General features: G+C 43.9%; 7 protein-coding genes, 2 tRNA genes and 4 rRNA genes. 4 read left to right on the forward strand and 9 right to left on the reverse strand.

The window, feature by feature from the left end; all coding sequences use genetic code 11:
* Positions 1–4: 4 nt before the first annotated feature.
* The 6 genes from AK824_RS12890 to AK824_RS12915 all read right to left on the reverse strand — a co-directional run bounded on the left by AK824_RS12890 (position 5) and on the right by AK824_RS12915 (position 7,513).
* A 16S ribosomal RNA gene (locus tag AK824_RS12890) occupies positions 5–1,543 on the reverse strand.
* A 693-nt stretch (positions 1,544–2,236) separates the two neighbouring features.
* Positions 2,237–2,350, reverse strand: a 5S ribosomal RNA gene (rrf, locus tag AK824_RS12895).
* Positions 2,351–2,534: 184 nt separating this feature from the next.
* A 23S ribosomal RNA gene (locus AK824_RS12900) occupies positions 2,535–5,390 on the reverse strand.
* 347 nt (positions 5,391–5,737) lie between these two features.
* Positions 5,738–5,813: transfer RNA gene (locus tag AK824_RS12905), tRNA-Ala, on the reverse strand.
* A 9-nt stretch (positions 5,814–5,822) separates the two neighbouring features.
* Positions 5,823–5,899, reverse strand: a tRNA-Ile gene (locus AK824_RS12910).
* A gap of 75 nt (positions 5,900–5,974) precedes the next feature.
* Positions 5,975–7,513: ribosomal RNA gene (locus AK824_RS12915) — 16S ribosomal RNA — on the reverse strand.
* The 16S, 23S and 5S rRNA genes sit together here with 2 tRNA genes alongside, the layout of an rRNA operon.
* A gap of 1,132 nt (positions 7,514–8,645) precedes the next feature.
* Here AK824_RS12915 and thrS point away from each other — a divergent pair.
* The 4 genes from thrS (at position 8,646) to rnr (ending at position 15,173) form a co-directional block, all read left to right on the forward strand.
* Positions 8,646–10,580, forward strand: a complete 1,935-nt coding sequence (gene thrS / locus AK824_RS12920) for a threonine--tRNA ligase (RefSeq protein WP_057762153.1) — start codon at positions 8,646–8,648, stop codon at positions 10,578–10,580.
* A gap of 23 nt (positions 10,581–10,603) precedes the next feature.
* Positions 10,604–11,107 (forward strand): translation initiation factor IF-3, encoded by a 504-nt coding sequence (infC, locus tag AK824_RS12925; RefSeq protein WP_057762155.1) that lies wholly within the window; start codon positions 10,604–10,606, stop codon positions 11,105–11,107.
* Between the two features lie 405 nt (positions 11,108–11,512).
* Positions 11,513–12,757, forward strand: a complete 1,245-nt coding sequence (locus tag AK824_RS12930; protein WP_057762157.1) for a toxic anion resistance protein — start codon at positions 11,513–11,515, stop codon at positions 12,755–12,757.
* Between the two features lie 139 nt (positions 12,758–12,896).
* The gene (rnr, locus tag AK824_RS12935; protein ID WP_057762158.1) at positions 12,897–15,173 is read left to right on the forward strand and encodes a ribonuclease R; all 2,277 of its coding nucleotides are present in this window, start codon (positions 12,897–12,899) and stop codon (positions 15,171–15,173) included.
* Positions 15,174–15,290: 117 nt separating this feature from the next.
* Here the strand turns inward: rnr and AK824_RS12940 are convergent, their stop codons facing one another.
* The 3 genes from AK824_RS12940 to hisA all read right to left on the reverse strand — a co-directional run bounded on the left by AK824_RS12940 (position 15,291) and on the right by hisA (position 18,130).
* Entirely contained in the window at positions 15,291–15,572 is a 282-nt protein-coding gene (locus AK824_RS12940) for a hypothetical protein (RefSeq protein ID WP_057762159.1), read from the reverse strand.
* Positions 15,573–15,653: 81 nt separating this feature from the next.
* Positions 15,654–17,327: a mechanosensitive ion channel family protein gene (locus AK824_RS12945; protein ID WP_057762160.1), complete on the reverse strand. Its 1,674-nt coding sequence runs from the start codon at positions 17,325–17,327 to the stop codon at positions 15,654–15,656.
* A 65-nt stretch (positions 17,328–17,392) separates the two neighbouring features.
* Complete coding sequence (hisA, locus tag AK824_RS12950) at positions 17,393–18,130, reverse strand: 1-(5-phosphoribosyl)-5-[(5-phosphoribosylamino)methylideneamino]imidazole-4-carboxamide isomerase (protein WP_057762161.1); 738 nt, start codon at positions 18,128–18,130, stop codon at positions 17,393–17,395.
* Positions 18,131–19,053: the final 923 nt, after the last annotated feature.

Consider the following 19,053-nt stretch of genomic DNA (forward strand, 5'->3'; position numbering starts at 1 on the left):
TCTATAAGGAGGTGATCCAGCCGCAGGTTCCCCTACGGCTACCTTGTTACGACTTCACCCCAGTCATCAACCACACCGTGGTGAACGCCTCCCCGAAGGTTAAGCTATCCACTTCTGGTGCAATCAACTCCCATGGTGTGACGGGCGGTGTGTACAAGGCCCGGGAACGTATTCACCGCGGCATTCTGATCCGCGATTACTAGCGATTCCTACTTCATGGAGTCGAGTTGCAGACTCCAATCTGGACTACGATAGGCTTTTTGAGATTCGCATCACATCGCTGTGTAGCTGCCCTCTGTACCTACCATTGTAGCACGTGTGTAGCCCTGGTCGTAAGGGCCATGATGACTTGACGTCGTCCCCGCCTTCCTCCAGTTTGTCACTGGCAGTATCCTTAGAGTTCCCGGCTTAACCCGCTGGTAACTAAGGACAAGGGTTGCGCTCGTTGCGGGACTTAACCCAACATCTCACGACACGAGCTGACGACAGCCATGCAGCACCTGTATTCTAATTCCCGAAGGCACTCCCGCATCTCTGCAGGATTCTAGATATGTCAAGACCAGGTAAGGTTCTTCGCGTTGCATCGAATTAAACCACATGCTCCACCGCTTGTGCGGGCCCCCGTCAATTCATTTGAGTTTTAACCTTGCGGCCGTACTCCCCAGGCGGTCTACTTATTGCGTTAGCTGCGTCACTAAGTCCTCAAGGGACCCAACGACTAGTAGACATCGTTTACGGCGTGGACTACCAGGGTATCTAATCCTGTTTGCTACCCACGCTTTCGAGCCTCAGTGTCAGTATGATGCCAGGAAGCTGCCTTCGCCATCGGTATTCCTTCAGATCTCTACGCATTTCACCGCTACACCTGAAATTCTACTTCCCTCTCACCTACTCTAGCCTAACAGTTTCAGATGCAGTTCCCAGGTTGAGCCCGGGGATTTCACATCTGACTTATCAAGCCACCTACGCTCGCTTTACGCCCAGTAATTCCGATTAACGCTTGCACCCTCTGTATTACCGCGGCTGCTGGCACAGAGTTAGCCGGTGCTTATTCTGCAGCTAATGTCATCGTCTCCGGGTATTAACCGAAGAGTCTTCTTCACTGCTTAAAGTGCTTTACAACCAAAAGGCCTTCTTCACACACGCGGCATGGCTGGATCAGGGTTTCCCCCATTGTCCAATATTCCCCACTGCTGCCTCCCGTAGGAGTCCGGGCCGTGTCTCAGTCCCGGTGTGGCTGATCATCCTCTCAGACCAGCTACAGATCGTCGCCATGGTAGGCCTTTACCCCACCATCTAGCTAATCCGACTTAGGCTCATCTAATAGCGAGAGCAGTAAACTGCCCCCTTTCTCCCGTAGGTCGTATGCGGTATTAATACGAGTTTCCCCGTGCTATCCCCCACTACTAGGTAGATTCCTAAGTATTACTCACCCGTCCGCCGCTCGACGCCTGGTAGCAAGCTACCATCGTTTCCGCTCGACTTGCATGTGTTAAGCCTGCCGCCAGCGTTCAATCTGAGCCATGATCAAACTCTTCAGTTTAATCTTGCTATGAAGCTCTTTAAAGAAGCTTCTAAACTTGGCTCATCTAATCTGGCAAAATCGCTAAAAATTATGTTCGTAATGAATTAACTTTGAGTTTTTCTGCTGTCTTAAATGATAATTTTTATAGTTAATAATCTTTCCGAAAAGAAAAGATAGTCAACTTTATTTTTTAGCATTCTGAATCAGCAAAAATCCACACAAGTTGTTCTTTAGTTATGCTTTTAAATAATGTCTGACACTGTCGTCCAGTGCTAGTATTTCAAACTAAATAAGTCAGCCAATGTGGCTTATCCTATTTAGCGAGCTGACCATCATATCATGTTTTAATAGTCTGTCAACTTCTTTTTTTAATTTGTTTCAACAAGTTAACTGGGTTATTAATGTGTAATAACACACTAGCTACTTCCAGCTCGTCTTGATGAGGTGCGTATTATAGACGCTATATTTATTTAGTCAAGAAGTATTTTCTATTTAATTCAAACAATTTACATCGTTCAAATCAGTAACCCACTTCCCTTTCGACTGGGTGGCATTATACGCTTGTTTGAGACTGGGTCAAGGTTAATTGAGCTTTTTTTATGATTATTTTACTGAATGAGCTGGCGGCTGTTGATCAAAGTATTATTACCAAACCGCGCACAAAGAAAAGCCCCCAACGCGTTAGCGTTGGGGGCTTTATCTAGAATAGAGAGCTGACGATGACCTACTCTCACATGGGCGAACCACACTACCATTGGCGCTACGATGTTTCACTTCTGAGTTCGGGAAGGGATCAGGTGGGGCCATCGCGCTATTGTCGTCAGCAAAGGGGGTTAGATATGAGTCTGTTGTTGTTTTTATTGACATCAAGTTTAAGCTTGTTGTCGATCAACTTGTAACCTAACTGAATCAAGGTTAAAGGTGATATCGAAATGTTCTGTCTGTTTCTATAGCCTGAGCTATACAAGATAGATTAATTAGACTTGTATACAAACCACTTGGGTGTTGTATGGTCAAGCCAAACGAGCAATTAGTACAGGTTAGCTACACGCATCGCTGCGCTTCCACACCCTGCCTATCAACGTCCTAGTCTTGAACGGCTCTTTAGGGAAATCTAATCTTGAGGTGGGCTTCCCGCTTAGATGCTTTCAGCGGTTATCCCATCCGAACGTAGCTACCGGGCAATGCCACTGGCGTGACAACCCGAACACCAGAGGTTCGTCCACTCTGGTCCTCTCGTACTAGGAGCAGATCCTCTCAAATTTCCAACGCCCACGGTAGATAGGGACCGAACTGTCTCACGACGTTCTAAACCCAGCTCGCGTACCTCTTTAAATGGCGAACAGCCATACCCTTAGGACCTGCTTCAGCCCTAGGATGAGATGAGCCGACATCGAGGTGCCAAACACCGCCGTCGATATGAACTCTTGGGCGGTATCAGCCTGTTATCCCCAGAGTACCTTTTATCCGTTGAGCGATGGCCCTTCCATACAGAACCACCGGATCACTAAGACCTACTTTCGTACCTGCTCGACTTGTGGGTCTCGCAGTTAAGCGCGCTTTTGCCTTTATACTCTACGACCGATTTCCGACCGGTCTGAGCGCACCTTCGTACTCCTCCGTTACTCTTTAGGAGGAGACCGCCCCAGTCAAACTACCCACCATACATTGTCCTCGGTATTGTTATACCTGAGTTAGAACCCCAACATGACCAGGGTGGTATTTCAAGATTGGCTCCACCGAGACTAGCGTCTCGGCTTCAAAGCCTCCCACCTATCCTGCACAAGTCAGGTCAAAGTTCAATGTAAAGCTGTAGTAAAGGTTCACGGGGTCTTTCCGTCTAGCCGCGGGTACACAGCATCTTCACTGCGATTTCGATTTCACTGAGTCTCTGCTGGAGACAGCGCTGCCATCATTATGTCATTCGTGCAGGTCGGAACTTACCCGACAAGGAATTTCGCTACCTTAGGACCGTTATAGTTACGGCCGCCGTTTACTGGGGCTTCGATCAAGAGCTTCGCTTACGCTAACCCCATCAATTAACCTTCCAGCACCGGGCAGACATCACACCCTATACGTCCACTTTCGTGTTTGCAGAGTGCTGTGTTTTTAATAAACAGTTGCAGCAGCCTGGTATCTGCGACTGCCAGCAGCTCAAGGAGCAAGTCCTATCACCACCAACAGCGTACCTTCTCCCGAAGTTACGGTACCATTTTGCCTAGTTCCTTCAGCAGAGTTCTCTCAAGCGCCTTGGTATTCTCTACCTGATCACCTGTGTCGGTTTAGGGTACGATTCGTTTATAACTATTGCTTAGAAGCTTTTCCTGGAAGCATGGTATTTGCCACTTCGCTGTACAAGTACAGCTTGCTATCAGATCTCGGTATAAAATAGCCCGGATTTACCTAAGCTATAAACCTACATCCTTTCACCTGGACAACCAACGCCAGGCTGACATAACCTTCTCCGTCCCTCCATCGCATTATAAACAAGTATCGGAATATTAACCGATTTCCCATCGACTACGCCTTTCGGCCTCGCCTTAGGGGTCGACTCACCCAGCCCCGATTAACGTTGGACTGGAACCCTTGATCTTCCGGCGTGCGAGCTTTTCACTCGCATTATCGTTACTCACGTCAGCATTCGCTCTTGTGATACCTCCAGCATGCTTTACAACACACCTTCACAGGCTTACACAACGCTCCCCTACCACTTGAAAACAAATTCAAATCCGCAGCTTCGGCTCCTAGTTTGAGCCCCGTTACATCTTCCGCGCGGGCCGACTCGACTAGTGAGCTATTACGCTTTCTTTAAAGGATGGCTGCTTCTAAGCCAACCTCCTAGCTGTCTATGCCTTCCCACCTCGTTTCCCACTTAACTAGGAATTTGGGGCCTTAGCTGGCGGTCTGGGTTGTTTCCCTCTCCACGATGGACGTTAGCACCCACCGTGTGTCTCCCGGATATCACTCATCGGTATTCGGAGTTTGCATCGGTTTGGTAAGTCGGTATGACCCCCTAGCCGAAACAGTGCTCTACCCCCAATGGTGTTCGTCCGAGGCGCTACCTAAATAGCTTTCGGGGAGAACCAGCTATCACCGAGTTTGATTAGCCTTTCACCCCTATCCACAAGTCATCCCCTGGCTTTTCAACGACAGTGGGTTCGGTCCTCCGGTGCCTGTTACGGCACTTTCAACCTGCTCATGGATAGATCACTCGGTTTCGGGTCTATACCCTGCAACTAAACGCCCTATTAAGACTCGGTTTCCCTACGGCTCCCCTAAACGGTTAACCTTGCTACAGAATATAAGTCGCTGACCCATTATACAAAAGGTACGCGGTCACCCAACAAGTGGGCTCCCACTGCTTGTACGCACACGGTTTCAGGTTCTATTTCACTCCCCTCACAGGGGTTCTTTTCGCCTTTCCCTCACGGTACTGGTTCACTATCGGTCAGTCAGGAGTATTTAGCCTTGGAGGATGGTCCCCCCATCTTCAAACAGGATTTCTCGTGCCCCGCTCTACTTAATATGTTAACTCTAATGTTTCGAATACAGGACTATCACCTACTACGGTCAGCTTTCCCACGCTGTTCTTCTACATTAGAATTAATCGGCTTCTCCCCGTTCGCTCGCCGCTACTAGGGGAATCTCAATTGATGTCTATTCCTAAGGGTACTGAGATGTTTCACTTCCCCTCGTTCGCTTCCTAATAAATTAGGATACCTACCTTATGGTAAGTGGGTTTCCCCATTCAGAAATCTCCGGATCACAGGATATTGCCGCCTCCCCGAAGCTTATCGCAGGCTGTCACGTCTTTCATCGCCTCTGACTGCCAAGGCATCCACCATGTGCGCTTCATTACTTGACCATACAACCCCAAGTAGTCTTTCGACTTCTAAGTGTCATACAATCTAATTATGATAACGATATCACCTATGTTTATACGCTTGATTCAGTTCTCTTTACTTTTTTTAATAACTCACCCCTGGGATAACAACTGATGTCGTTAAGAGGCGAGTTATTAAGGTTAGGAAGTGCGCGTGAACACGCTCATCCTAACCCAGACTCATATCTATGTTTTTAAATAGTCTCTATGCTCTCGTCGAGTCACAGATTCTGTATAAAACAGAAAGAAGTAATCAATTAAAATCACTTGTTTCTATTTAATACCTATTTATTTATTGGCATCTAAAGCTTACTTAACCGTCTTAGTAGTGGTGGAGCCAAACGGAGTCGAACCGTTGACCTCCTGCGTGCAAGGCAGGCGCTCTACCAACTGAGCTATGGCCCCATTGTAAAATGGTGGGTCTAGGTGGACTTGAACCACCGACCCCCGCGTTATCAACACGGTGCTCTAACCAGCTGAGCTACAGACCCTAATACGTTTTTTAAAAACGTAAGCTTAAACTAAAGAACAACTTGTTGTGAATTCTTGCTGACCGAATGCGTCTATAAGGAGGTGATCCAGCCGCAGGTTCCCCTACGGCTACCTTGTTACGACTTCACCCCAGTCATCAACCACACCGTGGTGAACGCCTCCCCGAAGGTTAAGCTATCCACTTCTGGTGCAATCAACTCCCATGGTGTGACGGGCGGTGTGTACAAGGCCCGGGAACGTATTCACCGCGGCATTCTGATCCGCGATTACTAGCGATTCCTACTTCATGGAGTCGAGTTGCAGACTCCAATCTGGACTACGATAGGCTTTTTGAGATTCGCATCACATCGCTGTGTAGCTGCCCTCTGTACCTACCATTGTAGCACGTGTGTAGCCCTGGTCGTAAGGGCCATGATGACTTGACGTCGTCCCCGCCTTCCTCCAGTTTGTCACTGGCAGTATCCTTAGAGTTCCCGGCTTAACCCGCTGGTAACTAAGGACAAGGGTTGCGCTCGTTGCGGGACTTAACCCAACATCTCACGACACGAGCTGACGACAGCCATGCAGCACCTGTATTCTAATTCCCGAAGGCACTCCCGCATCTCTGCAGGATTCTAGATATGTCAAGACCAGGTAAGGTTCTTCGCGTTGCATCGAATTAAACCACATGCTCCACCGCTTGTGCGGGCCCCCGTCAATTCATTTGAGTTTTAACCTTGCGGCCGTACTCCCCAGGCGGTCTACTTATTGCGTTAGCTGCGTCACTAAGTCCTCAAGGGACCCAACGACTAGTAGACATCGTTTACGGCGTGGACTACCAGGGTATCTAATCCTGTTTGCTACCCACGCTTTCGAGCCTCAGTGTCAGTATGATGCCAGGAAGCTGCCTTCGCCATCGGTATTCCTTCAGATCTCTACGCATTTCACCGCTACACCTGAAATTCTACTTCCCTCTCACCTACTCTAGCCTAACAGTTTCAGATGCAGTTCCCAGGTTGAGCCCGGGGATTTCACATCTGACTTATCAAGCCACCTACGCTCGCTTTACGCCCAGTAATTCCGATTAACGCTTGCACCCTCTGTATTACCGCGGCTGCTGGCACAGAGTTAGCCGGTGCTTATTCTGCAGCTAATGTCATCGTCTCCGGGTATTAACCGAAGAGTCTTCTTCACTGCTTAAAGTGCTTTACAACCAAAAGGCCTTCTTCACACACGCGGCATGGCTGGATCAGGGTTTCCCCCATTGTCCAATATTCCCCACTGCTGCCTCCCGTAGGAGTCCGGGCCGTGTCTCAGTCCCGGTGTGGCTGATCATCCTCTCAGACCAGCTACAGATCGTCGCCATGGTAGGCCTTTACCCCACCATCTAGCTAATCCGACTTAGGCTCATCTAATAGCGAGAGCAGTAAACTGCCCCCTTTCTCCCGTAGGTCGTATGCGGTATTAATACGAGTTTCCCCGTGCTATCCCCCACTACTAGGTAGATTCCTAAGTATTACTCACCCGTCCGCCGCTCGACGCCTGGTAGCAAGCTACCATCGTTTCCGCTCGACTTGCATGTGTTAAGCCTGCCGCCAGCGTTCAATCTGAGCCATGATCAAACTCTTCAGTTTAATCTTGCTATGAAGCTCTTTAAAGAAGCTTCTAAACTTGGCTCATCTAATCTGGCAAAATCGCTAAAAATTATGTTCGTAATGAATTAACTTTGAGTTTTTCTGCTGTCTTAAATGATAATTTTTATAGTTAATAATCTTTCCGAAAAGAAAAGATAGTCAACTTTATTTTTTAGCATTCTGAATCAGCAAAAATCCACACAAGTTGTTCTTTAGTTATGCTTTTAAATAATGTCTGACACTGTCGTCCAGTGCTAGTATTTCAAACTAAATAAGTCAGCCAATGTGGCTTATCCTATTTAGCGAGCTGACCATCATATCATGTTTTAATAGTCTGTCAACTTCTTTTTTTAATTTGTTTCAACAAGTTAACTGGGTTATTAATGTGTAATCTACACACTAGCTACTTCCAGCTCGTCTTGATGAGGTGCGTATTATAGACGGTTTAACTTTTGTGTCAACCCGTTTTATTAATGTTTTTAAAGTTATTTTAGTAGATGAATAAATCTGTATTTTTTTCAATGGGTTATAAATTTGAGGTTGTTTATATTCTTAAATACTAGTGTGCAATATGATTTAGCTCACCAAATTTTAATAAAGGTAGGCTTTATTTAATCATAATAACTAGGCTTATTCATCCTGATCTTCCTGCATATCCCTTCTAAGTAAATTATCTCTCATATTTCTCAATGTTGATATTCATATAACTAGCACTATATAGAAGCTAAGTTATTCGGGTTTATATGATGCTTTCAATGTATTGTTCTATATATTGCAGTATCTGATACTCCCTTTGTTATAAGATATGGCTCTTATATTAGTCGTCGCGCAATCTCTTGATATCTAGTGTTGAGAGACGGTTTTTGCTATAATAGGTATTCTGCTGCATTACTTATATATGTTACCTGTTGTATTATTCATATAGCGAAATGCGTTTTGCTGCAATGCTATTGATTAAATGGCTTTAAGCCTTACATCAGCTCTAGCATATATAGTCATAGTAAGGCCTTAGGTAATGCGTCCCTTTCACAACATATCACAATGATTAGATATAATTGATGTGGTCTCACGGTTATATGATTGATGGTTGCAATCATCACTGCCAACGGACCCAATAATAGGCGAATAGATTATGGTAGCGATTACTTTACCCGATGGTAGTGTAAAAGACTTTGAAGGTCATACAACAGTCATGGAAGTGGCGCAAAGTATTGGGACAGGACTCGCTAAAGCGACAGTTGCTGGACGTGTAAATGGTCATCTAGTAGATGCACATGATCCTATCGTCGCTGATGCCAATGTTGAAATCGTAACGCCAAAAGACGACGACGGTGTTGATATTATCCGTCACTCATGCGCTCACCTATTAGGTCATGCGGTTAAGCAGCTATACCCTGATGTGAAGATGGTCATTGGTCCTGTCATTGACGATGGTTTTTATTACGATATCTTTAGTGAAACACCATTTACGCCTGAGCATATGGAAGCGATTGAAAAACGCATGATGGAGCTGATCAAGCAAGATTATGACGTTATCAAAAAAATGACGCCACGTGCCGAAGCGATTGAGATATTTGAATCACGTAACGAAGACTATAAGCTAAAGCTTATTAATGATATGCCAGGTGAAGAAGCCTTTGGCTTGTATCATCACCAAGAATATGTCGATATGTGCCGTGGCCCGCATGTGCCAAACACGCGCTTTTTGAAAGTATTTAAACTGACCAAAATGTCAGGTGCTTATTGGCGCGGCGATGCGAAAAATGAGCAGTTACAGCGTATCTATGGTACTGCATGGGCTGATAAGAAACAGCTAAAGGCTTATATCCAGCGTATTGAAGAAGCAGAAAAACGTGACCATCGTAAAATTGGTAAAGCGCTAAACCTATTTCACATGCAAGAGCAAGCGCCAGGTATGGTGTTCTGGCATGCTAATGGTTGGACGATTTATCAAGTACTTGAGCAATATATGCGCAAAGTACAATATGATAACGGCTACGAAGAGATTAAAACACCTCAAATCGTTGATCGCAGCTTGTGGGAGCGCTCAGGACATTGGGGCAACTATGCAACCAATATGTTCACGACTTCTAGTGAAAACCGTGATTATGCGGTAAAACCAATGAACTGCCCTTGTCACGTGCAAGTGTTTAACCAAGGACTAAAGTCTTACCGTGACTTACCACTGCGTATGGCTGAGTTTGGCTCTTGTCATCGTAACGAGCCATCAGGTTCATTGCATGGTTTGATGCGCGTACGTGGTTTTACTCAAGATGATGCGCATATCTTCTGTACACAGTCGCAGATTCAACAAGAAGTTGCTGACTTTATTAAGCTAACGCTTGCTGTCTATGAAGATTTTGGTTTTGACAATATTATTATGAAACTGTCTACCCGCCCTGAAAAACGTGTTGGTAGTGATGAGTCTTGGGACTTTGCAGAAAAGGCTCTAGCAGATGCGCTTGATAGCTCAGGACTAGACTGGGATTACTTACCTGGCGAAGGTGCATTCTATGGTCCAAAGATTGAGTTCAGTCTAAAGGATTCATTAGGACGCATTTGGCAGTGTGGCACCATTCAGGTTGATCCAAACATGCCTGAACGACTAGATGCTGAGTTCGTCAATGAGCAAAACGATCGTGAAGTACCTATTATGTTGCACCGTGCAATCTTAGGTTCGTTTGAGCGTTTCATCGGTATTTTGATCGAAAACTACGCCGGTTGGATGCCAGTATGGCTAGCACCGCAGCAAGTTGTGGTCATGAACATCACTGATAAACAAGCTGATGCATGTGAAAACGTGGTTAGCGAGCTTAAAAATGCAGGTTTGCGCGCTATTAGCGACTTGCGTAACGAAAAGATTGGATTTAAGATACGAGAGAAAACATTAGAACGTATTCCCTATATGCTAGTATTAGGGGATAAAGAAGTCGAATCGGGCAGTGTTAACGTCCGAACTCGCGAAGGTGAGAACCTTGGCGTGATGAGTGTTTCTGAATTTATTACATTAGTACAGACCGCTGTCAGTAAAAAAGGCCGACAGACCCCAAAAACAGATGAGGAGTAATACCTATTAAACAGTCCAACCGTTTGAACATCAACGAAGATATCAATGTCAAAGAAGTCCGTCTCGTTAAAGAAGATGGCGAGCAAATGGGCGTGGTTGATATCGCAACCGCGATGAAAGCGGCACGTGATGAAAATCTAGATTTGGTTGAATTAGTTCCTGAAGCTAAGCCGCCAGTATGTAAGATCATGGATTATAAGCATTTCCTCTATGATCAAAAGCAAAAGGCTAAAGAAGCTAAGAAAAACCAAAAGCAGACTCAGCTTAAAGAGATGAAGCTACGTCCTAGTACCGAAGAGGCCGATTATCAGGTTAAACTGAGAAAAATCGTGAGCTTCTTGGAAGATCAAGACAAAGTTAAAATTAGCATCCGTTTCCGCGGACGTGAAATGGCGCACCAAGATATCGGTCGCAAACAACTTGATCGTATCATTGAAGATACTGCTGATATCTCAAACGTCGAACAGTACCCTAAGATGGAAGGTCGTCAAATGGGTATGCTGCTTGGACCCACTAAGAAAAAGTAATCTGTTTATTGGATTGCTTTGAGTGGTGGCTGTTAGTCAATATAGCTATTTATAACTCTAACCATCAATATGCTGCGGGATATTGATGGTTTTTTATTATCTAGGTTCAAAAACGGTAGTAATGGACATAGCCGTACTGAACATAATAGCCTAGTATCATTGACTGACGCTATTTTACAAAATCCACCTTCTCAACTTTCTGATTACACGGTAATCTAAAGGTCTAGTTATATTTGCTAGTCGGTATTTAGCAGTCACTAGTGATCATTTGATAGAAATCAGTATGAGCTAAAGACGTTTTATAAATGTATAAAAGCTAAGTGTATAAATAAAAACAATGTATATCACGGCTGTCAAAGTCGTTGACAAAAAACACTTCCCTTTTCCGATATCAGAGGATATTTCATGCAAGAATTGACGCCACCAGAAAACGCTACAACTCCTAGTATCTCTCTAACAGCACCTGAACCTGTCAAAGAAATACAGAAAAGTGAAGCAGATCAGATGGTCAAATTGGATGAAAGCCAAATTCCTGAGCTCGATGCCAAGGTTGATGCTTTTGTTGATCATGTGCTGACCAACTCTGTGCATAGCGATGAGTTTCGGCAGAACGTGCAGTCTATTCATAATCTAGGTACCAAAGAGATTCGTGAATCTGCACAAGTATCTAACCGAATGTTAGATTTGCCTGCAAAAAGTCTTAATGACAGTTTATTTGACAACTCCCCTATCGCCAAATCATTGACGGAACTACGCGGGATTGTTGAAGATTTGGATCCGAGCAAAAAAGAGCTGACTAGCTCACGCAAGTTGTTCGGTCTCATCCCATTCGGTAATAAAGTACAAGATTATTTCCGTCAGTATGAGTCAGCGCAGTCACATATTAATGCCGTTGTGACTAGTCTCTATAATGGTAAAGATGAATTGCTCAAAGATAATGCGATGATTGAGCAAGAAAAAGTCAATATGTGGGAGCTGATGCAGTCTATTCGTCAGTATGTCTATGTTGGCAAAAAGATTGATGAGCAACTTGAGCAAAAGGTCTATGCGATAGAAGCAACAGATCCAGAAAAGGCACGCATTATCAAGGAAGAGATGTTGTTTTATGTCCGTCAAAAAAACACTGACTTTTTAACTCAGTTAGCAGTGAATGTACAAGGCTATTTGGCGCTTGATACTATTCGCCGTAATAATTTAGAGCTGATAAAAGGGGTTGATCGAGCAACGACGACGACTGTGTCTGCACTACGTACAGCGGTGGTAGTTGCCCAAGCCATGACCAATCAAAAGTTGGTATTAGATCAAATCACTGCGTTGAATAAAACCACTAGTAGTTTGATTGAATCAACTTCAGCCATGCTTAAACGTCAGTCAGGTGAAATCCATGAGCAGGCGACCAGCAGTAGTATTGAACTTGATAAACTGCAAAATGCCTTCAATAATGTCTATGACACTATGGATATGATTAGCAATTACAAAATTGAAGCGCTAGAGAATATGAAGCAAACGGTCAATACATTGACCACGGAAGTAGATAAAGCACAAAAATACTTAGATAAATCAAATCAGACTACGGTATTAGAAGTCTCAAAAGAGTTGGATAGTAAAAAGATCACTAACCAATCGAGCAATGTCGATATCGATATTTGATTTATCCCTATAGCGGTCGCCAGAAAACTGACCGCTTCCTGCTACCGAATACACATAAGACAATTGACGCAAGATATTGCAACGTCGTTCGTGTTAAGATAGCCACTATTAATAATTTTAAAAATAGATACGGTAATTTATGAGTTGGAATGATCCAAACGCCTCAAGTGAGGCAAAAAAGTATGACAACCCGATTCCTAGTCGTGAGCTGATACTCAGCACGATTAATGAGCATGGGGAAGTCACGCATCAACAATTGGCAAAAGCCTTTAACATTGATGACCCTGATCAGTTTGATGCTTTGGGCAATCGCCTAAAGGCAATGGCGCGTGACGGCCAAGTAAACCGTGATGGTCGTCCTTATCGCTATCGCACGGTGACTAAGCAAGATATCGTCTCAGGTACAGTTTCTGCACATCCAAAAGGTTTTGGGTTTGTAGTGCTAAGTGATATGCCAGATTTGTTTTTGCATGAAAAACAAATGCGCTGGGTATTTAATGGCGATACAGTAGCAGCCGTAGGCACTTCGACTGACAATCGTGGACGTACCGAAGGGCGTATCGTCGATGTTGTCGAACGTCGTCAAAACAACTTTATCGGTACACTTGCTCGTGATGAAGATGGCTATTGTGTTGAGCTTGGTAGCCCAAACAATCATCAACCGATTACGGTTACTGATGACAATGTTCAGGCGCTAAATATTAAGCAAGGCGCTCCTGTTAAAGTCGATATCATTGACTGGCCAAACCAGCATGAATTTGCCACTGGTAAAATCACTGAAGTGCTGTCTGATGACAATGATCGTGAATTGATTATTGAGACTACCCTGCTCAACTATGATATTCCATCAGATTTTAGCGAAGCTGCGCTTAAGCAAGCCGATGATTATCAAGAGCCAACGGAAAAAGATATAAAAGGTCGTACAGATATACGTCATCTACCGCTTGTCACTATCGACGGCGAAGATGCTCGTGACTTTGATGATGCTGTATTTGCTGAAAAGCGTTCTGGTGGTAACTACCGTGTTGTGGTTGCGATTGCAGATGTCAGCTATTATGTGACACCAAATTCACCACTTGATCAAGATGCCTATGAGCGTGGTACTTCAGTATACTTCCCGCATCGCGTAATTCCAATGTTGCCTGAAGTATTATCTAACGGTCTATGTTCACTGAACCCTAATTTAGATCGCTTATGTATGGTTGCTGATATCAAGATATCGCGCGCCGGTAAAGTGACTGGATATGAGTTCTATCCATCAGTGATGCATTCACAAGCACGTCTCACCTATAATCAAGTAAATGATTATCTTGTGAACCCGAATGATAAGAGATTACCTAAATCATTAACGGGTAATAAAGACGTTAAAAAATCTGTTGATACGTTACATCAATTGTATGAGCTACTACTTAAAAAGCGTGAAGAACGTCATGCAATGGAATTTGAAACGGTTGAAACGTATATCAAGTTCAACGAGAAAGGCGGAATCGAAGCGATTTTACCGCGCACTCGTGGCGACTCTCAGAAGCTAATCGAAGAATGTATGCTGCTTGCCAATACTTGTGCTGCAAACTTCGCGCTTAAACATGAGCTGCCAGTTTTATATCGTAACCATGACAAGCCTGATAATGAGAAGTCGATGCGTATTCATGAATATGCAAAAAACTTTGGCTTACCATTCCCAGAAGAGAATCCAACGCAAGCGGACTATCAGCGCATTATCGAAGCAACTAAAGATAGACCAGATGCCATCAGTATTCATAGCATGCTGCTGCGTTCAATGATGCAAGCAAACTATGCACCTGACAATATTGGTCACTTTGGCTTAGCATATGACGAATATAGCCACTTTACCTCGCCGATTCGCCGTTATCCAGATTTGATGCTGCATCGCGCGATTAAGGCAAAAGTCACCAACAGCCAACAGCCTGTTATGGACTTTTCTCTTGAAGGTGCTGGTACACAAACGTCAGATACAGAACGCCGTGCAGAAAAAGCATCACGTTATGTAGAGTCTTGGCTCAAGTGTCACTATATGACCGATCATGTCGGTGAAGAGTTCGAAGGCGTTGTGACTACGGTTACTAGCTTTGGTCTATTCGTCACATTGACTGACTTATATATCGATGGTTTGGTTCATATCTCAAACGTTGGCGATGACTTCTTTGTCTACGATGAGCAGCAACAGCAGCTTATCGGTAAAGATAAAGGCACACTATTTGGATTGGGCGATTCGGTTAAAGTGAAGGTTGCGGGTGTCAACATGGACCTGTTACAAATTGATTTTGATTTGAAGGCTAAATTGCAATCTAGTGCAATGAACCAAAGCAAAAAAGGTCAACCGAAGAAAGAGCAGCCTAAGAAAGCCCCAGCAAAAAGAAGCAGCAACCGCAGAGGCGCTGCCAAAAAAAGCTAAGCTTAGACTGATACTTGGATACTGATGTTGTAATACAATAAAAAAGGCTAACGTAATCGTTAGCCTTTTTTATGCTGTGTACTTTTCAATCATCAATGATATAGCTATTTATTGTGCCTATTGCGCATCGTCCAATTGCTCTACACGGTCTTGTTCGGCTTGCTGTGCTTGGTCAATTTTGCTAGTAGCACTATCTACGATAGCTTTCGGCTGTTGGCTAAGTGGCTGGCTAGTAATATCTGTATCAGATGTAGCTACTGTAGAATCAGGCTGTTCAGCCGCTACACTACTGGTTGCAATCTCTCTATTTTGTTCGCGACTATTGCCATTGATAATGTTAAAGCCAAGTAATGCCACAATACCAATTACTGCAAAGATAATAACGTGTTTCATTTCCATAAAAAGCCCCGTATTTGAATAACCACCAAATATAGATTCTGTTGCACTTTTTATGCCTAAATCTTATTTAACGTCTAGTACCTATTCTTGCGGGCTATTATTATTCAATAAGTCAGTCTCATCTGAGCTTTGAGCAATCTCTTGCTCTACCTTTTCCATCAGCTTATCGTCAGGACGGGCGTCGAGAACCTCATTAGCACTGCGACCTTGCAAAATGGTTTTGGCTCGAGCCTTGGCTTGTTTTTTATCTTGGTCATCCGTATGACTCCCGCTGACCTGATTTGTGTCAGCAGGTTTAGAGGCAGTTGGCGTAATCGTTATATCAGATTGAACATTATTAGCATTGTTGGCACTGCTTTGCATGTGTTCAAAGGCTTTTTCTAACTTGTTATTGAAGCGCAGACGATAAATAGGCTCAGGTAAGCTAAAGCCTTTATCTTCTAATGCATGCTTGGTCTCACGAATGGCGATACTGCGTGCTTTGGCAAAGTCGGTCTCTGATTGATCTACCCAAACCTGAAATTCCAAAACAATATTAGAATCACCCACATTGGTAATGACCGCAATCGCCTTAGGCTCATTCAACACAAACGCCAGCGTATGTATCGCATCCAATCCGACTTTGATTGCTGCTAATGGATCATCATTGGCATCAACGCCCAATTCAAAAGTAAATCGGCGCTCAGGGTTTTTGGTGTAATTTAGAATGGTACCTTTAAAGACTTCAGCATTAGGAATGCGCAGCTGATTACCGTCCAGTGTCATCAGTATTGTCGCACGTGAAGTCAAACGAACCACGATGCCCTCTTGCCCATTAATCACGATATGGTCACGAGCACGAAAAGGTTGGCGAATGCTCAGCATTAATGAAGCGATATAATTCTCAATGGTGTCTTTGACTGCGAAACCAACCGCAATACCAATGACACCTGCCCCACCAAGCAGAGTACCTAAAATAGTCTCTGCACCTATCAGACTTAGCCCTAGAATCAGACCAAAGATAATAAAGATGACTTTGACCGTTTGTGACAGCAGCTCAGCGACAAATGGATTGGGTGTTAGACGTTGCCACATTTTTTTGCGATTAGATAACCAACTGCCAAACCATGCTACCAAGGCAAATATAAAGATGCCAACCAATAGTAGCGGTAGCGCCTTCACTAGATTGGTCACCTGCGCTTTTAGACCTTGATAGACCGTTGAGACATTCTCTTGAACATCTAGTGTGCGGTTAATTCTATCTTCTACAGTGACGACATCTGTTAGTCGGTTGGTTAAGTTGATCGCTTGTTGTGCTTTTTTTTCGTTGGCTGTTTCTCCCGTTAGGGTAACGACCCCTTGAGTGACACTAACATTGACGGCTTGTAAGCCTTCGATTTCAGAGAAAATACCGCTGATACGTTGACGAATATCGTTGTCTTTTTGCGGTGTGGGTGTGGTCTCGATTTGTGCGTTATTAGTGCTTTCGCCACTGATTATTGGTGGCGTAGCTGGCGTTGGCAATGAGCTGGCAGGTTCTGTGACTTCACTGTCTGATGTCTCATTTTCTGATATAGCAGAATTATCGTTAGATACGCTTGCCTCTGTCGTATCTACACTTTCAGTTGTCTCTATACCTAGCGCTGCTGCGATACCAGAAATCTCTTCACTGGCAGCATGCGCTGAAAACGCAAAAAGGATGCTTAGTAACAACACTATTTGACCCCACGCTTTTATAAAACTGCGTACTATCGGACGGTCAATATAAGTGGCCATAAGCATCCTTAATTTTTTACGGATTTTTCTCGCTTAGCTTGTTGTTGGTAACTGGCTATCTGGATTTAGCTATCTAAATAAATCTGCGCTTCGCTCAAATTCAACGTGCCTTCATAGATAGCACGACCAGTGATGATACCTTCGATACAATCACCATAAGGCTTTAACAGCTCGATATCTTTCATATCGGTAACGCCGCCTGATGCAATCACAGGTAGTCTGCCTTCACGCGCCAAATTAACAGTTTGTTCAACGTTGACGCCTTGCATCATGCCATCACGCGCGATATCAGTATAAACGATTGATGATACGCCTACATCTGCAAAGCGCTTAGCAAGCTCGGTCGCTTTGGTATCTGTCACGTTTGCCCAGCCATGAGTGGCTACCATACCGTCTTTGGCATCGATACCGACGATGATATGCCCTGCAAATTCGCGGCAAGCTTCAGCGACAAAATCAGGATCTTCAACGGCTTTTGTACCGATAATGATATACGTCAAACCTGCGGTAATATACTGCTCGATAGTGTTCATGTTACGTACACCACCACCCAATTGAATAGGCAGGTTCGGATAGGCTTTGGTGATATCATTGACCACTTGTCTATGTACTGGCACGCCATCAAAAGCACCATTCAAATCGACCAAATGTAAGCGACGAGCGCCTTCATCTACCCAACGCGCTGCCATGGCAACTGGGTCATCAGAGAACACCGTATCATCTTCCATACGGCCTTGTTTTAAACGTACACACTTACCATCTTTTAAATCAATAGCCGGGATAATGACAGGCACAGCACACATATAGCATTCCTTATAAAGCACAAGATTGGCAATAAATTTAGTAAATTAAAATTTTGAGAATGAAACGTTATTGAAGCATCAAATAACGAGAGAAAACGCTGCTTAAAAGTAGCATAAATTATGGACAGATCGAAAACCAAGACATCGCTAAGTTAGCAATCTGTTTGAATACAAATAAGAAAAACAGAAACTAGACAATCATAACCATAAGTTTTAGTACGTAGAATCACTACCAACAATCGTTAAATTCTATTACTGACTGGCAATTTTAGGTCAATTTAGCGTATAATCCTAGGTAAATTTTTATTTGTTTCTATGTGATAGTAACCATGTGTTACGCTTTTTGTTGAGTTGTTACAACTCACTAATACAGCATGGTGATCAGGATGGATCGAGCAATCGCTCAATACGCCAATAAAATATTGGCCAAGAAATTGCTAAAAAGGACTATCTGAAAAATCTCAACTAATAGTCTCTAAACCATCGATTCTGCGGTATTTAACCTTAATTAGATGTCTTGCAAGTCCCTATCACTAGCTAACTATATTAAAACCGTTACGATTAAAACTATAGCAGCTTATAATAAGCGAGGTTTGCTTATCAGTTGCTTAGCTAGTTTGTCTTTTAACCAGTATATCATCTACCTTAATAGATCGTTATTTGGCCACACTCTTATTCTACCGAATATCTTTAGACGATATTAGTGAACGAGAGATGGTCAAACATACTGGTGTTACAAGTTTTAAATTTCAATGAAACGTGTGATAAAGCCATTTGTATTTAAACCAGTCTCTTTTAGCCATGTGCTATAGCGATTGATTTCGATGAAGCGGTTTTAGCATACACCTTGGTAGCCAGTCGCCACTTTGGTAATTCGAATAAGACATTAACGTGTTGTTAAGGAGTCTAAGGTCAGCGTTAAT

The organism is Psychrobacter sp. P11G3 (genome assembly GCF_001435845.1).
Taxonomy (GTDB): Bacteria; Pseudomonadota; Gammaproteobacteria; order Pseudomonadales; family Moraxellaceae; genus Psychrobacter.

Bases quoted from the DNA above. Each gene is read 5' to 3' on its own strand.
- thrS (WP_057762153.1), top strand. From the start codon at position 8,646: ATGGTAGCGATTACTTTACCCGATGGTAGTGTAAAAGACTTTGAAGGT.
- AK824_RS12930 (WP_057762157.1), top strand. From the start codon at position 11,513: ATGCAAGAATTGACGCCACCAGAAAACGCTACAACTCCTAGTATCTCT.
- rnr (WP_057762158.1), top strand. From the start codon at position 12,897: ATGAGTTGGAATGATCCAAACGCCTCAAGTGAGGCAAAAAAGTATGAC.
- AK824_RS12940 (WP_057762159.1), bottom strand. From the start codon at position 15,572: ATGGAAATGAAACACGTTATTATCTTTGCAGTAATTGGTATTGTGGCA.
- AK824_RS12945 (WP_057762160.1), bottom strand. From the start codon at position 17,327: ATGGCCACTTATATTGACCGTCCGATAGTACGCAGTTTTATAAAAGCG.
- hisA (WP_057762161.1), bottom strand. From the start codon at position 18,130: ATGTGTGCTGTGCCTGTCATTATCCCGGCTATTGATTTAAAAGATGGT.